This window comes from Pseudomonas sp. I8001, assembly GCF_013385345.1.
Taxonomy (GTDB): Bacteria; Pseudomonadota; Gammaproteobacteria; order Pseudomonadales; family Pseudomonadaceae; genus Aquipseudomonas.
Genome location: NZ_JACAQC010000010.1, coordinates 299,452 through 317,549, shown reverse-complemented (window position 1 = coordinate 317,549; position 18,098 = coordinate 299,452). Strand labels below are relative to the sequence as shown.

Below are 18,098 nucleotides of genomic sequence, written 5' to 3'. Positions count from 1 at the left end.
AACCATAAGCAGCCGTTACCGCAGCAACGGATATGTACCCAAAACCAACCTTAAGGATTCCGAACACTCAAAAGACTCATCAACCCCGCCAACGGAAAATCCCCCTCCAACTCCGCCAAACTCGCCGTACTCATAGCCTGCGGCTGCCGAAAATGCCCATGCTGCAAATAACTGATCAGCCCCCCCACAAACGGCTGATGGCTAACCAGCAACACATCATCGTCATTGTCGAGATGCTTGAGCACCTCCAGCGGATTACTCTCCGGCGTCAACCAAGGCACAGTGCGGATCTCAGGCTCAAACCCCAACGCCTCCCGCACCAACTGCGCCGTCTGCTGCGCCCGCACATACGGACTGGCAATGATCGCCCGAATCGGCTGCCCGATCAGATGCGCCGCACTGCGCAACACCTCATCGCGCCCATGGGCCGTCAAATTACGCTCGGCATCCGTACGCGCATGCCCCTCGGCCTCACCGTGACGCAACACCCACACCTTCATAGCTTGGGTTCCTCATCACGCGCCGGATGCGTTGCAGGCGGCACACTGTGAGCAGCCTCACCTTCCGGTGCACGGGGCGTCGGCCAATCTGCAAACGGCCAAGGCTTCTGGTCACTGTGAAAACTGCCAAACCGCCCAATCTGCGCCAAGAACTGACTCAGGCTGTCACCAAAATTCATCAGCCCCAGGTTCGGCGCCCCATACACCAGGCGATAAACCAGTTGCACCACCACCAGCGCGCCCAGCAGAAACTGCGCCACTTGCCACACCAGGGCAAACACCAGCATCCACAGCACACGCAGGCCAATGGATTCGTACTTGGGAGCTGCTTTCGGATCGTTCATGACGCGTTCCTCAGTTGAAACCACTGGTGGAAATAAAGTCGACATCGGTCTTCGGCTCGGCGCGCATCAGCAACTCGATGACCTGGTTCAAGGTGCGCCCTTCAAACAGGATCGCGTGCAACCCGGCAACCAGCGGCATATACACCCCGACCTCCTGAGACTTGGCCTTCAGCACCTTCAGGGTGTTGACGCCTTCCGCCACTTCGCCCAAACGCGTCACGGCGTCTTCCAGGCTCAAGCCCTGGCCAAGGGCAAAACCGACCTGATAGTTGCGGCTTTTCGGTGACGAGCAGGTGACGATCAGGTCGCCCACACCCGCCAGGCCAAGGAAGGTCATCGGGTTGGCGCCCTGATTGACCGCAAACCGGGTCATCTCGGCCAGGGCGCGAGTGATCAGCATGCTCTTGGTGTTTTCACCCATGCCCAGCGCAACCGCCATGCCGGCGATGATCGCGTAGACGTTCTTCAACGCCCCGCCCAGTTCGACGCCGAAACGGTCGGCACTGGCGTACACGCGGAAGGTGCGACCGTGCAGCACCTCCTGCACCCGCTCGCAGAGTTCTTCGTCTTCACTGGCGATCACCGTGGCAGTCAGCGCGTGCTCAGCCACTTCCCGCGCCAGGTTCGGCCCGGACAACACGCCAATCCGCGCTTCGGGGGCGATTTCTTCAAGGATCTCGCTCATCAACTTGAAGGTGTGCGCCTCAATGCCCTTGGTCAGGCTCACCAGCAGCTTGCCCGCCAGCCGCTCGGCATGGGGTGCAAGCACCGAACGCAGGGCGCTGGAGGGCAGCGCGACGAAGCACAGGTCGCACTCGTCCAGCGTCGCCTGTAAATCAGTCACCGGCTCCACGGCCGGCAGAATCTTGATGCCTTTAAGGTAACGGGGGTTTTCCCGGTTGACCCGAATGGCTTCGGCTTGCTCGGGGTCACGCATCCATTGGCGCACCCGGTGACCATTTTCAGCCAGCAGATTAGCCACGGCGGTACCAAAACTTCCGCCTCCCAGGACCGCAATAGGGCGCTGTTCAGTCATATGCAATCCGTTAATCCATAGCAGTGGCGATGGCCGCATTATACGGAGCGACCCGCCTGCGGCCAGCCCCCGCGTCAATTCAAACGCTTGTCGGAAAATGCGACATTTGTGCGAAGTAATTACAGGGCCGACGACTGGCAAAAGGCCCCACCTCAGTTAACATGGGCGGCTATCCGTAATTATCAAGGCCGTGCCGTGTATTTGGGCCCTCCTCCTCGCTCATCCCTTCTGCTGACGTTGTTGTGCATGCCGTGGTGCAGTGTGCCGGTGCTGGCTGACGACCTGTTCCTCGACAGCCAGCCGCTGCCGCAGGTGCTGACCGCCACCCGGCTCAAGCAATCGGCCGCCGCCGTGCCCGGCAGCATGACGGTGATCGACAGCGAGCTGATCAAGGCCAGCGGTGCGCGGGATATCCCCGAACTGCTGCGGCTGGTGCCCGGGATGATGGTCGGCTACACCACCGGCAACCAGGCCGCCGTGAATTACCACGGCACCCAGGCGGGCGATGCGCGGCGCATGCAGGTGTTGATCGATGGGCGCTCGGTGTACCGCGCGGGCCTGGCCACGGTGGACTGGAGCGATATTCCGGTAGCCCTGGAAGACATCGACCGCATCGAGGTCTTCCGCGGCCCCAATACCGTCAGCTACGGCGCCAACGCGCTGATGGCCGTCGTCAACATCCTCACCCGCTCGCCGGCCAACAGCCATGGCACGCGGATGAAACTCACCCAGGGCGGCCGAGGGATCAACGACTGGTACGCCAGCCAGGGCATGGGCTGGGACACCGGCGATTTGCGCCTGTCACTGTCCGGTCAACAGGACGATGGCTTTGACAGCGACCGCGTGGGCGCTGACCGCCGCGACGGGCGCCGCCTGAACCGCTTCAGCCTGGCCGTGAGCCAGACCCTGAATGCGCAACAAAGCATCGACTGGCAACTGGACGCCAAGGAAGGCACCAACCAGCGCCCTTATACCTACCAACCGGTGTTCGACGGGATTACCGAAGGCGGTAACAATTCCGACGTCAGCGCCAAGGACTATGCCGGTTCCCTGCGCTGGAACTTCGACTTCAACCCCGATCACAGCCTGTATATCCAGGGTTCGGCCCAGCAATGGGATCGCCGGCAGATCTGGCGCGCGTGCGATGCCAAGGTCTCGTTCAGCCCGGAACTGACGCAGCTGTGGCAGCTCAACCCCAACTATGCCGAGCGACTGGCCCGGCACATGAACAACTTCAACCCAGGCAACCTTCCACCCGGCAGCGCCGCCGAGCAGGCACTGGCCCGCCAGGTGCTCCAGCAATGGGGGGACGGCGGCAAGGATCCGGTCTGCGGCAACATCGACCAAAGCACCAAGGAAAGCCGCTACGACCTGGAGCTGCAAGACACCCTCAGCCTGTCCGACAGCCTGCGCCTGGTCAGCGGCATGAACTACCGCTACGACCGCGCCGACTCCGACACCTACTTCAACGGCACCCTGGACGACACCACCTGGCGCCTGTTCGGCCACCTGGAATGGCGGGCCAGCGAACACTGGCTGCTGCAGGGCGGCGCGATGTACGAAGACACTCACCTGAGCGGCAACTCGCTGACGCCACGGGTGGCCGTCAACTACCTGATCAACCCGCGCCACGGCCTGCGCGCGGTGTACTCCGAAGCCATTCGCTCCCCGGACATGTTCGAGAACAACGTCAACTGGAGCTACCGCGTCACCAACCTCAGCTCGCCGGCCTACGGCCAGAACTCCGGCCAATACTTCGTGGTGACCCGCGGCCCGGGCAACCTCGACAAAGAGCTGATGCGCTCCCGGGAGCTGGGCTACAACGGCTTTTTTGCCGACATCGGGCTGAACGTCGACGTGAAGCTGTTCTACGACGAAATCAGCGAAATGGTCAGCGAGCCGCTGCGCAACAACCAGTACATCGCCAGCAACTCGAACAGCTCGCGCTTTACCGGCACCGAAACCCAGCTCGACTGGCACATGAGCACCGCCGACCGGCTGCGCGTCACCTATGCTTACGTGGATGCCAGTGCCACCAACCCCCTGGACAGGCAGCAGACCGCGCGCAACAGCGGCTCGGCCGGCTGGATGCGAGAATGGGGCCATGGCTGGTCCAGCGCGGTGTTCTACTATGGCGACGATGCGCTCAACCAGTATCGCTTCGAACGGGTCGACCTGCGGGTGGCCAAGCGCATTGCCTTGGGCAAAGCCAACGTGGAGCTGGCCGGCATGTTGCAACAACGCCTCGACAATCAGCCCACCACCTGGCCCGACAACAACTATGACCAACGCCACGTGCTCTACTTCAGTGCGGAGTTAGAGTTCTAGTGGACAGCGACTCGTCACGGATGACCCTGCCCTTTACCGCCCGGCTCTGGCGGTGCTGTGTGTTGCTTGGGGTTTTACTGTTCGGCGCACCGACATGGGCAGCGGATATCCTGCTGACCGCCGACGAAGACGGCCCGGGCGTACAAACATTCGTCCAGGCCCTGGCCCTGCAGCGTCCCGAAGACAGCGTGAAGTTCACCCCGCTCAAGGACCTGCCCGCCCCCGCAAACTTGCCGACCAGCACCCGCCTGATCCTGCTGGACCTGCCCAGCCTTGACTGGCGCCTGCAAGACGCCCAGGGCCCACCGACCCTGGTGCTGCGCATCAGCCGCCTGCAAGCGCGCCAGCGCCTGGGTGCCACGTTGCCTGCGAAGATCAGCCTGCTGTGGAGCGACCCGCCGCTGGACCGACAACTGCGCCTGATCACCGGCATCCTGCCTCAGGCCCGGCGCATCGGCGTGCTCTATGGCATCGACAGCGAGTTCCTGCTGCGCGAGCTGCGCCAGTACGCCGCGCCCATGGGCCTGGAGATCGTGCCCCAGCTTTGGGAAAACATTAATGACAGTCGCCCGCTGCAAAGCCTGTTCAAGAGCAGCGACGTCTTGCTGGGGCTGGATGATCCCCAGCTGTACAACCCGAAAACCGCGAAAAACCTGCTGCTCAGCAGCTACGCCAGGCAATTGCCACTGGTCGGGCCCAACGCCGGGTTCGTCAAGGCCGGCAGCCTGGCCAGCACCTACAGCGATCAGACCGACTGGCTGGATGTGCTCGACCGCCTGCTGGATCATGCGCCGGCCAGTTGGCCGCGCTCGCTGTACCCGGAACGTTTCAAAGTCGTAGGCAACCCGCAGGTTGCGCGCTCACTGGGGATCGAACAGGTGGACGAAACCAACGTCGCCGCCCGCCTGGCCGAAGGAGAAAAACGCCCATGACATTTCGTCGCCGTTGGGACATCAACACCCGGACCCAGCTCATTACCCTGGGCCCGGCACTCCTGCTGACGCTGCTGTTGATCAGCTTCTTCACCTTCGTGCGGATCCAGGACCTGCGCCAGGAACTGGACCACACCGGCCAGTTGATCGCCAACCAACTGGCGCCGGCCACCGAATACGGGGTGATTTCCGGCAACAACGACGTGCTTGAAAGCCTGTTGCGGGCCACCCTCGCCACGCCGCACGTGCGCTTCCTGGAGATTCAGGACAGCGCAGAAAATATCCTGGTGTATGTCGAGCAACCGTCGGAGAAGCACGATCGCTCGCTGTCGGTGAAAGTCTTCCAGGCGCCGATTCGCCTGCAACATATCCAGCTGGGCAATGACTTCTTCCAGGACAGTACTGCCGAGCCCAAGGCCCCGCGCGCGGACTACCTGGGGCGAGTGATTGTCGGCATGTCCAACGATGCGTTCAGCCAGCGCCAGCAGGAAATCCTGTTCAAGGCCGGGATTCTCGCGCTGTTCGCCCTGCTGTTTACCTTCCTGCTGGCCCGGCGCCTGGCGGCCAGCCTGTCGCAACCGATCAGCGCCATGGGCAATGCGGTCAAGGCGATCCAGCAGGGCGATTACCAGACGCCGCTGCCCATCGTGGATGACTCGGAGCTGGGCGACCTGTCGCGCCACATCAATAACCTCGCCGATGGCTTGAACCAGGCCAGTCGTGAACAGCACCAGGCCATGGCCCAGTTGATCCAGACCCGCGAAGAAGCCGAGCGGGCGAACAATGCCAAGTCGGACTTCCTGGCAATGATGAGCCATGAATTGCGCACGCCGATGAACGGGGTGCTGGGCATGCTGCAACTGCTGGAAACCACCGACATGACCGAGGAACAGACCGAATACGCGGCGCTGGCATCGGAGTCCACCGAACACCTGCTGAAGGTGATCAACGACATCCTCGACTTCTCGCGCATCGAGCGCGCGGCCCTGGAGCTTGAGCACATTCCGTTCGACCTGGTGGAGCTGATCAGCAGTTGCGCCCAGGCCTTCCAGCACGCCGCCCAACAGCGCGGGCTGGCGCTCGAAGTGCCGATCCCCCAGGGCCTGGGCTCGCTGCAGGTACAGGGCGACCCGACCCGCATCCGGCAGATTTTGGTGAACCTGATCGGCAATGCCCTGAAGTTCACCGAGCAGGGCACCGTCACCGTCGAACCCCACTGGCAGACCTTGGACCATGAATTGCTGTGGTTCACCTGCACCGTGCGCGATAGCGGGATTGGCATTTCCGCCGAGCGCCTGGAACTGATGTTCGATGCGTTCCAGCAAGCCGACAGTTCCATTTCAAGACGTTACGGCGGCACCGGACTGGGACTGCCTATCGCACGCACCCTGGCCGAACGCATGGGCGGCACCCTGCGCGCCCAGAGCGAAGAAGGCCACGGCTCGGTGTTCACCCTGGAAATCCCGCTGGCGATCTACCAGCAGAGCTTGCCGGTGCTCGCGCCGAATACCGAAGGCAATGGCCGTGCGGGCGAAGGGCGCAACGTGTTGCTGGTGGAAGACAACCCGGTCAATCGCACGGTGGTCGAAGCCATGCTGCGCAGCCTGGGGTTCGAGGTGAGCATCGCCACCGACGGCGCCGAAGCGATTCGCAGCGCCGAGAGCCTGATTTTTACCGCAATCCTGATGGACTGCCGACTGCCGGGCATCGATGGCTACGAGGCTACCCGGCAGATTCGCCAGTTGCCCGGTTGCGCCGAGCTGCCAATCATTGCCCTCACGGCCAATGCCTTGCAGGGCGATCGCGAAGCCTGCCTGGCAGCTGGAATGAACGATTACTTGGCAAAGCCGTTCAAACGCACGGATTTGCAGCAAATCCTGCAGAGATGGGTGCAGTAACACGGTGCCATCAGCCAACTGCGACTGGCGTGAAAGACGAAAGTGCGGCAGTCTTAGGCACCCGAACGGGCCCGTAAACCGGCCCGGTTTATAATTTCAGTGCACAAGTGTACATTCATGACCTTGACGCTGTGACTTTCACTACAACGCAATAGTCTATGTGTAGGCTGCCGATATGAGGCATGAACGCTTCAGTCGGCCGGGAAGATTTGCCCTGCCCTGCCGCATGGGATTATTGAGGAGCTCGCATGACCAAACAAAACGCCTTTACTCGGGAAGACCTGCTGCGCTGCAGTCGCGGTGAGCTGTTCGGCCCAGGTAACGCGCAACTGCCCGCCCCGAACATGCTGATGGTGGATCGCATCACCCATATCAGCGAAGAGGGTGGCAAGTACGGCAAAGGTGAATTGGTCGCCGAGCTGGATATCACCCCTGACCTGTGGTTTTTCGCCTGCCATTTCGAAGGCGATCCGGTGATGCCGGGCTGCCTGGGCCTTGACGCCATGTGGCAGCTGGTCGGTTTCTACCTGGGCTGGCAAGGCCTGCCGGGCCGCGGTCGCGCCCTGGGTTCGGGCGAAGTGAAGTTCTTTGGCCAGGTCTTGCCGACCGCCAAGAAAGTCACTTACAACATTCAAATCAAGCGCGTCCTCAAGGGCAAGCTGAACCTGGCCATTGCCGATGGTTCGGTGACTGTCGACGGTCGCGAGATTTATACTGCCGAAGGCCTTCGGGTCGGCGTATTCACTTCCACTGACAACTTTTAAGGGTTATCCGCATGCGCCGCGTCGTTATCACTGGTCTGGGCATTGTTTCGTGCCTGGGCAATGACAAAGAGACCGTCTCCGCTAACCTGCGTGCAAGTCGCCCTGGCATCCGCTTCAACCCGGAATATGCCGAAATGGGTCTGCGTAGCCAGGTTTCCGGCTCCATCGACCTGCCCCTCGAAGAACTGATCGATCGCAAGATCTATCGCTTCGTCGGCCACGCAGCCGCTTACGCCTACCTGGCCATGAAGGACGCGATCACCGATTCCGGCCTGAGCGAAGACCAGGTATCCAACGTGCGCACCGGCCTGATCGCCGGTTCCGGTGGCGCGTCGACCTTGAACCAGATGGAAGCGCTGGACATCCTGCGCGAGAAAGGCGTCAAGCGCGTTGGCCCGTACCGCGTCACGCGGACCATGGGCAGCACCGTTTCCGCCTGCCTGGCCACGCCGTTCAAGATCAAGGGCGTGAACTACTCGATCTCCTCCGCTTGCGCCACCAGTGCTCACTGCATCGGTACCGCTGTAGAGCAGATCCAGTTGGGCAAGCAGGACATCGTGTTTGCCGGCGGCGGTGAAGAAGAACATTGGAGCCAGTCGTTCCTGTTCGACGCCATGGGCGCCCTGTCGACCCAGTACAACGAAACCCCGGACAAAGCCTCCCGCGCCTATGACAAGAACCGTGATGGCTTCGTCATTGCCGGCGGTGGCGGCATGGTGGTGGTCGAGGAGCTGGAACACGCCCTGGCCCGTGGTGCGAAGATCTACGCGGAAATCGTCGGCTACGGCGCGACGTCCGACGGCTACGACATGGTTGCGCCAAGCGGCGAAGGCGCCATCCGCTGCATGCAGATGGCCATGTCCACCGTTGATACCCCGATCGACTACCTGAACACCCACGGTACTTCGACTCCGGTCGGCGACTCCAAGGAAATGGAAGGCGTGCGTGCGGTATTCGGCGACAAGGCTCCGGCGATCAGCTCTACCAAGAGCCTGTCGGGTCACTCCCTGGGCGCCGCTGGCGTTCACGAAGCGATCTACTGCCTGCTGATGATGGAAGGCAACTTCATGGCGGGTTCTGCCAACATCGAGGAACTGGACCCGGACGTGGCTGACATGCCTATCCTGACCAAGACTCGTGAAGATGCGACCATCAATACAGTGATGAGCAACAGCTTCGGCTTTGGCGGCACTAACGCCACCCTGGTGCTGAAACGCTGGCAGGGTAAGTAAGCTCTCGCAGCTTGATCGCCTGAAAACGCCCCGACTGGTTCGGGGCGTTTTTTTACCCGTTTACCGCGCTTACAGTGGCTCACTTTTGAAAGCCGGAATGCGTGCCCAGTCAAAAGTAAGCAAAACGCTCTTGCCCGATCACTCGGCACCTCGCTCAGGCTTGAGTGTTTAGAAGCAAAATCAAAAGCTAAAGCGGGCACGGTCCAAATGTGGGAGCGGGCTTGCTCGCGAAGGTCGTTAACGATGACGCTGGCATCCTGATTCAACGCGGCGTTCTCAGGTTTTCGCCGGCAAGCCGGCTCCGACAGAAAAGCGGTTCTGCTTTTGCTTCTAACACTCAGGTCGGCTTCCAGGCCGCCGTGCTCTTGCTTTTGATCTTAGGCGCCCCGCCGACAGGCGAGGCAGAGCGCTTTGCTTACTTTGCCGCTTTTGCAAAGTGACTCGCTGCGAGAGCGAAACCATAAGTAGCCCCTACCACAGCAACGGGCATACTCCCCCAACAACCTAAACCGAAAACCTAGCCACCATCGTGTTGAGATCCACCGCCAACCGCGACAACTCCTGGCTCGCCGCACTGGTCTGGTTCGCCCCCGCCGACGTCTGCTGTGCCAAATCGCGAATATTCATCAAATTGCGATCCACCTCCCGCGCCACCGCCGCCTGTTCTTCCGAGGCACTGGCAATCACCAGGTTGCGCTCATTGATCAGGGTAAACGCCGAAGCAATCTCCTCCAGCGCCGTCCCCGCCGACTTGGCGATATCCAACGTTGACCGCGCCCGAGTATTGCTCTGCTGCATGGAGCTGACAGCCTGATCAGTCCCCTGCTGAATCCCACTGATCATCTGCTCGATTTCCTGGGTCGACTGCTGCGTACGATGGGCCAAGGCACGCACCTCATCCGCCACCACCGCAAACCCACGCCCGGCATCCCCAGCTCGCGCCGCTTCGATGGCGGCATTCAGCGCTAGCAAATTGGTCTGCTCGGCAATCGAACGAATCACATCCAGCACCTTGCTGATGCCATATACCTTCTGCGCCAGGTCCTCCACCTGAGTCGCATTGGCCGTCACATCATCCGCCAGGGACTCAATCGACAACACCGTCTGATGCACCTGCTCGCGCCCATGCTGAGCGATACGATCCGACTCCCGCGACGCCTGGGACGTAGCCACCGCATTGCTCGCCACCTCCTCCACCGCCGCCGTCATCTGGTTCACCGCAGTAGCCGCCTGCTCAATTTCCTGACTCTGCTGATGCAACCCACGGGTGGCATCTTCGGTCACGCAACTAAGCTCTTCGGAAGCCGACGCCAACTGGCTGGACGAATCGGAAATACGCCGAATGGTTTCCCGCAGGCTCTCCTGCATGCTTTTCAGCGCCTGCTGCAAACGCGCCGGCTCATCCTGGCCGCTGACAGTAATCACCCCGGTCAGATCGCCACTGGCCACACCCTGGGCGACTTTCAAAGACTGGGATAACGGCAGCACAATACTGCGGGTCAGCAACAATGCCAGGCCGATGGTGATCAGCGCCGTCACGGCAATCATGCCAACCACCCAACTGCGCGATTGCGTGAACACACTTTGCGCCAGGCTCGCCGCCTGATTGGCACTGACCTTGTTCAACGTCACCAGCTCACGCAGGGTACCGGCCAGTTCGTCGGCCAACTGGTTCATCTCGCCGTTGACCACCTTGATCGCGTCTTCCAACTGATTCGCCCGGGAAAACGCCATCACCTGTTCCTGGCGCTGCAGGTAACGCTCTTCCTCGGTTTTAAAGCGATCGAACAGCACCCGCTCTTCAGGCAGCACGATCAAACCTTCATAGAGGGACTGAGCCTTGTGCAGGCCGCTTTTCAGCTCGGTGATTTTCTGCTCATTCTGCGTGATTGCCTGCGGGTCGCGGTTAAGCAGCAGCCGCAACGTCAGGGCCCGCACCCGCAGCAGGTCCTGATTCATCTCGCCGACCGCCATCACGCTGGGCAGCCAGTTGTTTTCCACCTGGTCAGACTGCTGGCGCATATTGCCCATCTGCAACAAGGCGAACCCGCCCAGGGCAAACACCATCAGCGCCAGCAAACCAAACCCCAGGCCGGCGCGAGGGGCGATATTCAGACTTCTGATATTCATGCTCGGAATCCTTCCAAAAGCGCTGCATCCACCTGCAGCGGGCTCTTGAAAGGTATCGGCGAGTTGAGACGTTTGCCTAAGACGAAAACGCGATATCAAAACGCCTTATGATCGCCCCGCCCCGGCTGTAGCGATTCAGCTAAACCCATCACCTGGGCTTGGGCAGAATCGCCAGGAAATTGTCCCGTGCGACCTTTCTGGCCACATCCTCTGGCAACGCATCGAGGAACGGGTCAAAGCTGCGCATTTCCTTACCGAGCTTGTTGAATCGTCCTACCACGTCTGAGCCAAGCATGAAGCGGTCCGGGAAGCGCTCCACCAGCTTTACCCACTCAGGGCGTGCCTTTCCCGCCTCATCCAGCAAGTAAGGCGTGAGCACGCTCCAGGACAGGTCGACGTACAGGTTCGGGTAAGCCTCCAGCATGCGCGCCAGGGTCGGCAGCAAAAAATCCATCTGCGTCTGGTGCCGATGGATCTCCATGCTGCTGCCCGCATGGGCCCAGATAAACCGGGTGTGCGGGTGATTACGCAGCGGCTCTTCCATTTCCGCCAGGTACAACGGATTTTTCTCACGCTTGGAGGTGATGTTGGAATGCACCATCACCGGCAGATCATTCTCCGCGGCCAGGTGATAGATGCGGGTCATCGCCTCATTGTTGGCCCTTGGGGTGTCGCCGGAGGTCAACGCGGTCAGGTCATCGTGACGGGTGAAGACTTCGCCGATGCCTTGCCAGAGCCCAGGATTGAGATCGAGCATGCGCTGGATATGGGATGCGGCATTTTTATCGTTGGGATTGAAACCACTGAGGAACGGATGAAAGCGCTGACGTTGCTCCGGGCTCAGCTTATTGACCGCATCGGCGACGAACACGTCGGTGGCGCTGTACCAATAGGCGTCGGCGTCGTCCCCGGCGTAATAGCGCGGCCGCTTGGGTTCGTCCTCATGCCATTTCTTGGCCACCGGTATGCCGGAAATCATCACATGCTCGATGCGATTATCGGCCATGGCCTTGAGTAATTTATCCATGCCCGCCGACTCCTGGAAGAAATCGACGTAATGCAGGTGTGCATCGCTGTAGGCATAGTCGCGAGCCTGCACCGCAAGGCTTGCGGCGGTCAGCAACAGGGCAATACTCAGGCGGGTCCGGCGCACGGGGGTATCTCAAACAAGGGCTAATGCCGGTAGACCTCGGACCGCGCCTGCGGGTTCAGCGGTAAACAACGGGGAACACCAACGTGCCAGCATGCTCTATAACTGCATGAGCTTCTTCCTGCCACCCTGTGAGGTTTGCCATGCCTGTTACCGTGAACACGCTGAACGCCGAAAACTTCCGCCACAGCGTCAATATCAATAACCACGAGCTGTTTACCGACCTGCCCAAGAGCCTGGGCGGCGACGATTCGGCGCCCTCCCCCCACGATTACTTCGACGCCGCACTGGCGTCCTGCAAGGCCCTGACCGTCAAGCTCTATGCGCAGAAAAAAGACATACCGCTGACCGGCGTGACCGTGGAAGTCACCCATGACAGCACCGAAGAGCAAAAGGGCAAATACAAGCTCAACGTCAAACTGACCCTCAAGGGCGTACTCACTGACGAGCAGCGCGACGAGCTGCACCGCGTGGCGGATCGCTGCCCGGTGCACAAGCTGATGACCACGGCCGAAGTTACCATCGAGACCCGGCTCTCCGAAGGCGCCTTCAGCCAGTAGCGGCAACCTCCCGTCGAGCGGGTTATGCTCAGTACCATCAGACCCGCTCAGACTGGGAAGCACCATGACCACCGTGACCGTGATTCGCCCGCGCGCCGAAGATGTGGAAGGCCAACCGATCCTGCGCCCACTGCCCTCCAGGCAATGCCGCAGCGTCGGGCCTTTCGTGTTTTTCGACCATATGCTGCAAACCCGTTATGCCCCGGGTACCGGCATGAACATTCGCCAACACCCGCACATCGGCCTCTCTACCCTGACCTACCTGTTTGAAGGCGAACTCCTGCACAAGGACAGCCTCGGCTCCGATCAGGTGGTCAAGGCCGGGGACGTCAGCTGGATGACAGCCGGCAGTGCCATTGCCCACGTTGAACGCAGCCCCGAGGCGTTGAAGGCCAGTGGTTTCAGCCTGCACGGGTTGCAAGTGTGGCTGGCCTCCCCCACGGAACATGAACAAGGACCTGGGCATTACAGCCATCATCCGGCCGCCAGCTTGCCGGTGAGCGATAACCTCGGCGTGCAGATTCGCCTGATTGCCGGCAATGGCTTTTGCCTCGAATCGCCGGTGCCGGTGTTGTCGCCCACCTTGTATGCCGAGGTGCGGATGCAGACGGCTACCACCCTGCTGATCCCGGATGAGCATGAAGAACGGGCGGTGTATGTGCTGGAGGGTGAGGCGCAGTTGGATGGCGAAGCGCTGGAGGTACATAGCCTTGTGGTGTTGCCGGCAGGCGCAAGCATGGGGCTGTTTGCCGAGACTGATTGCCACCTGGTGGTGTTCGGCGGCGCGGCGCTGGATGGGCCACGGCGGATTAACTGGAATTTTGTCGCGAGTGATCCGGCGTTGATTGAGCAGGCTCGGCAGCGTTGGGCGGCTGGGGATTGGCCGACAGTGCCGGGGGAAAGTGAGCGGATCGAGTTGCCTGGAGGCAAGGCTTAAGCGCTTTATTGCCTGTGAAACAGCCTTCGCGAGCAAGCCCGCTCCCACATTTCGACCGCGTTCCTTCAGGATGTACACGGTTAAAATGTGGGAGCGGGCTTGCTCGCGAAGGGGCCAGCTCAGGCAACCGAACTATCAGCCCTTGAACACTTCATCCAGCAAGTTATGCATCGACTGAAAGGCCCGCGCAGCGGTTTTCGCGTCATACATCATCTTGCCCGGCACATTCGCGTGCGGGTCGGTAAACGAGTGCACCGCACCGCCGTAGCTCAGCAATTGCCAATCCACACCGGCGGCGTTCATTTCGTCTTCAAACGCCGGCAGTTGCTCCTTCGGCACCAACGGGTCGGAAGCACCGTGCAACACCAGCACGGAACCCTTGATGTTTTTTGCATCGGCCGGGTTCGGCGTGTCGAGGCTGCCGTGGAACGAAACGGCAGCTTTCAACGGTGCACCGGTACGTGCCAGCTCCAGGGAGCAGCAACCACCGAAGCAGAAACCAAAGGTCGCCAGCTTCGAGGTATCCACCGCCGCTTCAGTCTGGGTTTTCAGGTGATCAAGCGCGACCTGCATGCGCTTGTTCAACAGCGGCCGGTCATTCTTCAACGGCATCATCGCCGCACCCGCTTCATCGCCGTTCGAAGGGCGGACGGTTTGCCCGTACAGGTCGGCAAGCAGCACCACGTAGCCCTTGCTGGCCACGCTCTTGGCGATCTCTTCAGCGCCGGCACTGACACCCATCCAGTTCGGCGCCATCAACAACCCTGGCAGCGGGCCCTTATGACTGGCATCAAATGCCAGGCGGCTTTCATAAGACTGGCCATCAATCTGATAGACCACGGAACGCACGGTGATTTGGCTCATCATTTACTCCAGGTGAAAGGCTCCAGAACGAAAAAACCCGCCGAAGCGGGTTTTTCTACAACGGTGTTAAACCGACAGTTCAACCAACAGCTTGTTCAGTCGGCGCACATAAGCGGCCGGGTCTTTCAGGCTGTCGCCGGCAGCTAGGGCTGCCTGGTCGAAGAGGATGTGCGACAGGTCGCCAAACCGCTCTTCGCTCTGCTCGCCGTCGAGTTTCTCGATCAGCGGGTGAGCCGGGTTGAATTCGAAGATCGGCTTGGAATCCGGAACCTTCTGACCGCTGGCTTCCAGGATCTGACGCATCTGCATGCCCAGGTCCTGCTCGCCGATGGCCAGGATCGCCGGGGAATCGGTCAGACGGTGGGAAACCCGCACTTCGCTGACGGCATCGCCCAAGGCGGTCTTGATTCGCTCAACCAGACCCTCTTTGGACTTGGCCACTTCTTCAGCGGCTTTCTTGTCTTCTTCGGAATCCAGGTTGCCCAGGTCCAGGTCGCCGCGGGCGACGTCAACAAAGCTCTTGCCGTCGAAGTCGCTGAGGTAGCTCATCAGCCACTCGTCGATGCGGTCGGTCAGCAGCAGCACTTCGATGCCTTTCTTGCGGAAGACTTCCAGGTGCGGGCTGTTCTTGACCTGAGCGTAGGTTTCACCGGTCAGGTAGTAGATCTTGTCCTGACCTTCCTTGGCGCGAGCCAGGTATTCAGCCAGGGAAACGTTCTGCTCGCCGTCGTCACCGTTGGTCGATGCGAAACGCAGCAGGCCGGCGATTTTTTCCTTGTTGGCGAAATCTTCTGCCGGGCCTTCTTTCATGACCTGGCCGAAGTTTTTCCAGAAGCCCTTGTATTGCTCAGGCTCGTTTTTCGCCAGCTTTTCCAGCATGTCGAGGACACGCTTGGTCAGCGCCGACTTCATCGAGTCGATGATCGGGTCTTTCTGCAGGATTTCCCGCGACACGTTCAGCGACAGGTCGTTGGAGTCAACCACGCCCTTGATAAAGCGCAGGTACAACGGCAGGAACGATTCCGCCTGGTCCATCACGAACACGCGCTGCACATACAGCTTCAGGCCTTTCGGTGCTTCACGCTGGTACAGGTCGAACGGAGCACGGGCCGGTACGTAGAGCAGCGAGCTGTATTCCAGCTTGCCTTCGACCTTGTTGTGGCTCCAGCTCAGCGGGTTTTCGTAATCGTGGGCGATGTGCTTGTAGAACTCCTGGTATTCCTCGTCCTTGACTTCGGTACGAGGACGGGTCCACAGGGCGCTGGCGCGGTTGACCACTTCCCATTCCTGGGCTGGGGCTTCTTCGCCTTCGGCCGCCGCTTGTTCTTTCGGCAACTCGATCGGCAACGCGATATGGTCGGAGTACTTCTTGATGATATTGCGCAGACGCCAGCCATCGGCGAACTCGTCTTCACCGGACTTCAGGTGCAGGACGATGCGGGTACCACGGTCAGCCTTGTCGACAGTGGCGATTTCAAATTCGCCCTCGCCCTTGGAAGACCAATGCACGCCTTCGCTGGCGGCAAGGCCGGCACGGCGGCTGAATACTTCAACCTTGTCGGCAACGATGAAGGCCGAGTAGAAGCCCACGCCGAACTGGCCGATCAGGTGCGAATCTTTCTTCTGGTCGCCCGACAGGTTCTTCATGAAATCAGCGGTGCCGGATTTGGCGATGGTCCCCAGGTGGGTGATCGCATCGTCACGGCTCATGCCGATACCGTTGTCTTCGAGGGTGACGGTTTTCGCGTCCTTGTCGAAGCTCACACGGATTTTCAGTTCCGCGCCACCTTCCAGCAACTCAGGCTTGGACAGGGCTTCGAAACGTAATTTGTCGACAGCGTCAGAGGCGTTCGAGATCAATTCGCGAAGGAAAATTTCCTTGTTGGAATACAGCGAATGGATCATGAGGTGCAGCAGTTGCTTCACCTCGGTCTGGAAGCCCAGGGTTTCCTTTTGAGTTTCCACACTCATGGTCATCAAACTCCAATTGGATGGCAGTGGCCGCGCCCTTGAGGGTTGGCGGCGGGTTGTCATCAAAGTTGGGGGCTAAGACCAGGATTTCAAGGGCGGGCCGGTTCCTCAATCTTGAAATGCGCGCGGGCGGTGGCAATCGGTTCGGCCGGGGTGCTTTGCCAGGCGGTAATAGCCACATTGGCCACCCGTCGGCCCTGGCGCCACACCTGGCATTTGGCGTAGGTGTCGCGAAACTGGCCGGCGCGCAGGTAATCCAGGGAGAAATCGATGATCTTGGGAACACCAGGCGCACCGGTGAAAACCAGCAAATGCAAGGCTGCGGACAGCTCCATAAAGCCTGCGATCACCCCACCATGGATCGCCGGCAATATCGGGTTACCAATGTTGTCCTTGTTGGCCGGCATGCGAAACAGCAATTCATCCCCCAGCCGCGTGCATTCGATGCCAATCAGCTTGGCGTAGGGAATCAGGTTGAGCAGCGCTTCATAGTTGCCGCGCTCGTGGGCTTGCTGCAGACGGGTCTTGAACTGATGTTTCATGCCTGTTCTCCCTTGATTGCATTGCCCAGGCCCTGGCTGCCCTTGAGGCGCTTGCCCATGCGCATGAACGTGCCCACCACGTGGGCAATCGGTTGCTGCGGATCGTCCTGGTAGGCGAAGCCGCGGGTGAAGATCACGTCGATGGTCACCCGGTAGCACTGGGCAAAGCCGAATACCGGTTTATGGGGCTCGGCCGGGTGCATGTAGTCGATGCGCAGGTCCAGGGTCGGGCAAACCTCGAACTCCGGCAGTACGCACAAGGTAGCCATGCCACAGGCGGTGTCCATCAAGGATGTGATGGCGCCGCCGTGGATCACGCCGGTCTGCGGGTCACCGACGATATGCGGAGCATAGGGCAACACCAGCGTCATGCCGTCCTCACTGGCGGCGTGCACCTGGATGCCCAGCACCTGGCAGTGGCGCAAGGCTGAAACAAAGCGCGTGGCACGGGATAAAAGAGGATTTTCGGTCATTCGTTAAAGACTCTTATTAGTGTGGAGCCGGCGGAGTAGACAACCTTGCTGAAAGTTCCCTAGGGAAAAGCCTTATATATCTGTGAGATTTAAGGAACTAAGCGTTGGGCATAGGCTCGAAAGGCCAGTAGATATCTTCAATAAGGAGAAACACCCCATGCGCAAGACTTTAGCTATTTCCATGATGCTGGCTGCTGCCCTCGGCCTCGCTGCCTGCGACAAAAAATCCGAAGACAAAGCCCAAGACGCCGCAGCCCACTCTGAGCAAGCTCAAAAAGACATGGCGAAAGCACAGGATAAAGTGAACGACGCTGCGAAAGAAAACGCCGATGCTGCCAAAGCTCAGGCTGAATCGAACGAAGCTGCAGCGAAAGAAGCAACACCTGCAACCGGTTCTTGAGTCTGACGACTTGAACACTGTGACTTGAAAAGTCATG

17 protein-coding genes are annotated in these 18,098 nt (G+C 60.2%); 8 read left to right on the top strand and 9 right to left on the bottom strand.

The features are described from left to right. Positions 1-50: 50 nt before the first annotated feature. Genes sixA through HX839_RS11025 form a run of 3 tightly spaced genes read right to left on the bottom strand, consistent with a single transcriptional unit; the run spans position 51 to position 1,880 of the window. Entirely contained in the window at positions 51-500 is a 450-nt protein-coding gene (sixA, locus tag HX839_RS11035; protein WP_177067049.1) for a phosphohistidine phosphatase SixA, read from the bottom strand. After that, positions 497-844: a DUF4389 domain-containing protein gene (locus HX839_RS11030; RefSeq protein WP_177067048.1), complete on the bottom strand. Its 348-nt coding sequence runs from the start codon at positions 842-844 to the stop codon at positions 497-499. Before HX839_RS11030 ends, sixA begins: the two co-directional genes overlap by 4 nt. 10 nt (positions 845-854) lie before the next feature. Further along, positions 855-1,880, bottom strand: a complete 1,026-nt coding sequence (locus HX839_RS11025) for an NAD(P)H-dependent glycerol-3-phosphate dehydrogenase (protein WP_003210548.1) — start codon at positions 1,878-1,880, stop codon at positions 855-857. 195 nt (positions 1,881-2,075) lie between these two features. On the opposite strand from HX839_RS11025, the gene HX839_RS11020 reads away from it, so the two are divergent. From HX839_RS11020 to fabB, 5 genes are all read left to right on the top strand, one after another. Next, positions 2,076-4,208, top strand: a complete 2,133-nt coding sequence (locus tag HX839_RS11020) for a TonB-dependent siderophore receptor (RefSeq protein WP_085984626.1) — start codon at positions 2,076-2,078, stop codon at positions 4,206-4,208. A 20-nt stretch (positions 4,209-4,228) separates the two neighbouring features. Next, the gene (locus HX839_RS11015) at positions 4,229-5,140 is read left to right on the top strand and encodes an ABC transporter substrate-binding protein (RefSeq protein WP_177067047.1); all 912 of its coding nucleotides are present in this window, start codon (positions 4,229-4,231) and stop codon (positions 5,138-5,140) included. Further along, positions 5,137-7,038 carry an ATP-binding protein gene (locus HX839_RS11010; RefSeq protein ID WP_102369646.1) on the top strand — a complete coding sequence of 634 codons (1,902 nt, stop codon included), beginning with the start codon at positions 5,137-5,139 and terminating at the stop codon, positions 7,036-7,038. The genes HX839_RS11015 and HX839_RS11010 overlap by 4 nt, the downstream gene beginning before the upstream one ends. A 248-nt stretch (positions 7,039-7,286) precedes the next feature. Then, positions 7,287-7,802, top strand: a complete 516-nt coding sequence (gene fabA, locus HX839_RS11005; RefSeq protein ID WP_003210552.1) for a 3-hydroxyacyl-[acyl-carrier-protein] dehydratase FabA — start codon at positions 7,287-7,289, stop codon at positions 7,800-7,802. Positions 7,803-7,813: 11 nt separating this feature from the next. Beyond that, positions 7,814-9,034 carry a beta-ketoacyl-ACP synthase I gene (fabB, locus tag HX839_RS11000; RefSeq protein WP_003210553.1) on the top strand — a complete coding sequence of 407 codons (1,221 nt, stop codon included), beginning with the start codon at positions 7,814-7,816 and terminating at the stop codon, positions 9,032-9,034. Between the two features lie 504 nt (positions 9,035-9,538). Here fabB and HX839_RS10995 read toward each other — a convergent pair. Together HX839_RS10995 and HX839_RS10990 are read right to left on the bottom strand one after the other, a co-directional pair. Continuing rightward, the gene (locus HX839_RS10995; protein ID WP_003210555.1) at positions 9,539-11,164 is read right to left on the bottom strand and encodes a methyl-accepting chemotaxis protein; all 1,626 of its coding nucleotides are present in this window, start codon (positions 11,162-11,164) and stop codon (positions 9,539-9,541) included. Between the two features lie 148 nt (positions 11,165-11,312). Next, positions 11,313-12,317 carry an amidohydrolase family protein gene (locus HX839_RS10990; protein WP_008434016.1) on the bottom strand — a complete coding sequence of 335 codons (1,005 nt, stop codon included), beginning with the start codon at positions 12,315-12,317 and terminating at the stop codon, positions 11,313-11,315. 140 nt (positions 12,318-12,457) lie between these two features. Here HX839_RS10990 and HX839_RS10985 point away from each other — a divergent pair, with 140 nt between their 5' ends. Both HX839_RS10985 and HX839_RS10980 read left to right on the top strand, forming a co-directional pair. Beyond that, positions 12,458-12,874: an OsmC family protein gene (locus tag HX839_RS10985; protein WP_003210558.1), complete on the top strand. Its 417-nt coding sequence runs from the start codon at positions 12,458-12,460 to the stop codon at positions 12,872-12,874. Positions 12,875-12,938: 64 nt separating this feature from the next. Beyond that, a complete protein-coding gene (locus tag HX839_RS10980) occupies positions 12,939-13,811 on the top strand; it encodes a pirin family protein (RefSeq protein ID WP_177067046.1) in 873 nt (290 codons plus the stop codon). Between the two features lie 135 nt (positions 13,812-13,946). On the opposite strand, the gene HX839_RS10975 is transcribed toward HX839_RS10980, so the two are convergent. The 4 genes from HX839_RS10975 to HX839_RS10960 all read right to left on the bottom strand — a co-directional run bounded on the left by HX839_RS10975 (position 13,947) and on the right by HX839_RS10960 (position 17,661). Then, positions 13,947-14,675 carry a dienelactone hydrolase family protein gene (locus HX839_RS10975; RefSeq protein ID WP_008434010.1) on the bottom strand — a complete coding sequence of 243 codons (729 nt, stop codon included), beginning with the start codon at positions 14,673-14,675 and terminating at the stop codon, positions 13,947-13,949. Positions 14,676-14,741: 66 nt separating this feature from the next. Continuing rightward, complete coding sequence (gene htpG, locus HX839_RS10970; protein WP_003210561.1) at positions 14,742-16,646, bottom strand: molecular chaperone HtpG; 1,905 nt, start codon at positions 16,644-16,646, stop codon at positions 14,742-14,744. A gap of 89 nt (positions 16,647-16,735) precedes the next feature. Beyond that, entirely contained in the window at positions 16,736-17,188 is a 453-nt protein-coding gene (locus HX839_RS10965) for a PaaI family thioesterase (RefSeq protein WP_063028212.1), read from the bottom strand. Next, positions 17,185-17,661 (bottom strand): PaaI family thioesterase, encoded by a 477-nt coding sequence (locus HX839_RS10960; protein WP_177067045.1) that lies wholly within the window; start codon positions 17,659-17,661, stop codon positions 17,185-17,187. Before HX839_RS10960 ends, HX839_RS10965 begins: the two co-directional genes overlap by 4 nt. 157 nt (positions 17,662-17,818) lie before the next feature. On the opposite strand from HX839_RS10960, the gene HX839_RS10955 reads away from it, so the two are divergent. Beyond that, positions 17,819-18,061 (top strand): hypothetical protein, encoded by a 243-nt coding sequence (locus tag HX839_RS10955; RefSeq protein WP_003210564.1) that lies wholly within the window; start codon positions 17,819-17,821, stop codon positions 18,059-18,061. Positions 18,062-18,098: the final 37 nt, after the last annotated feature.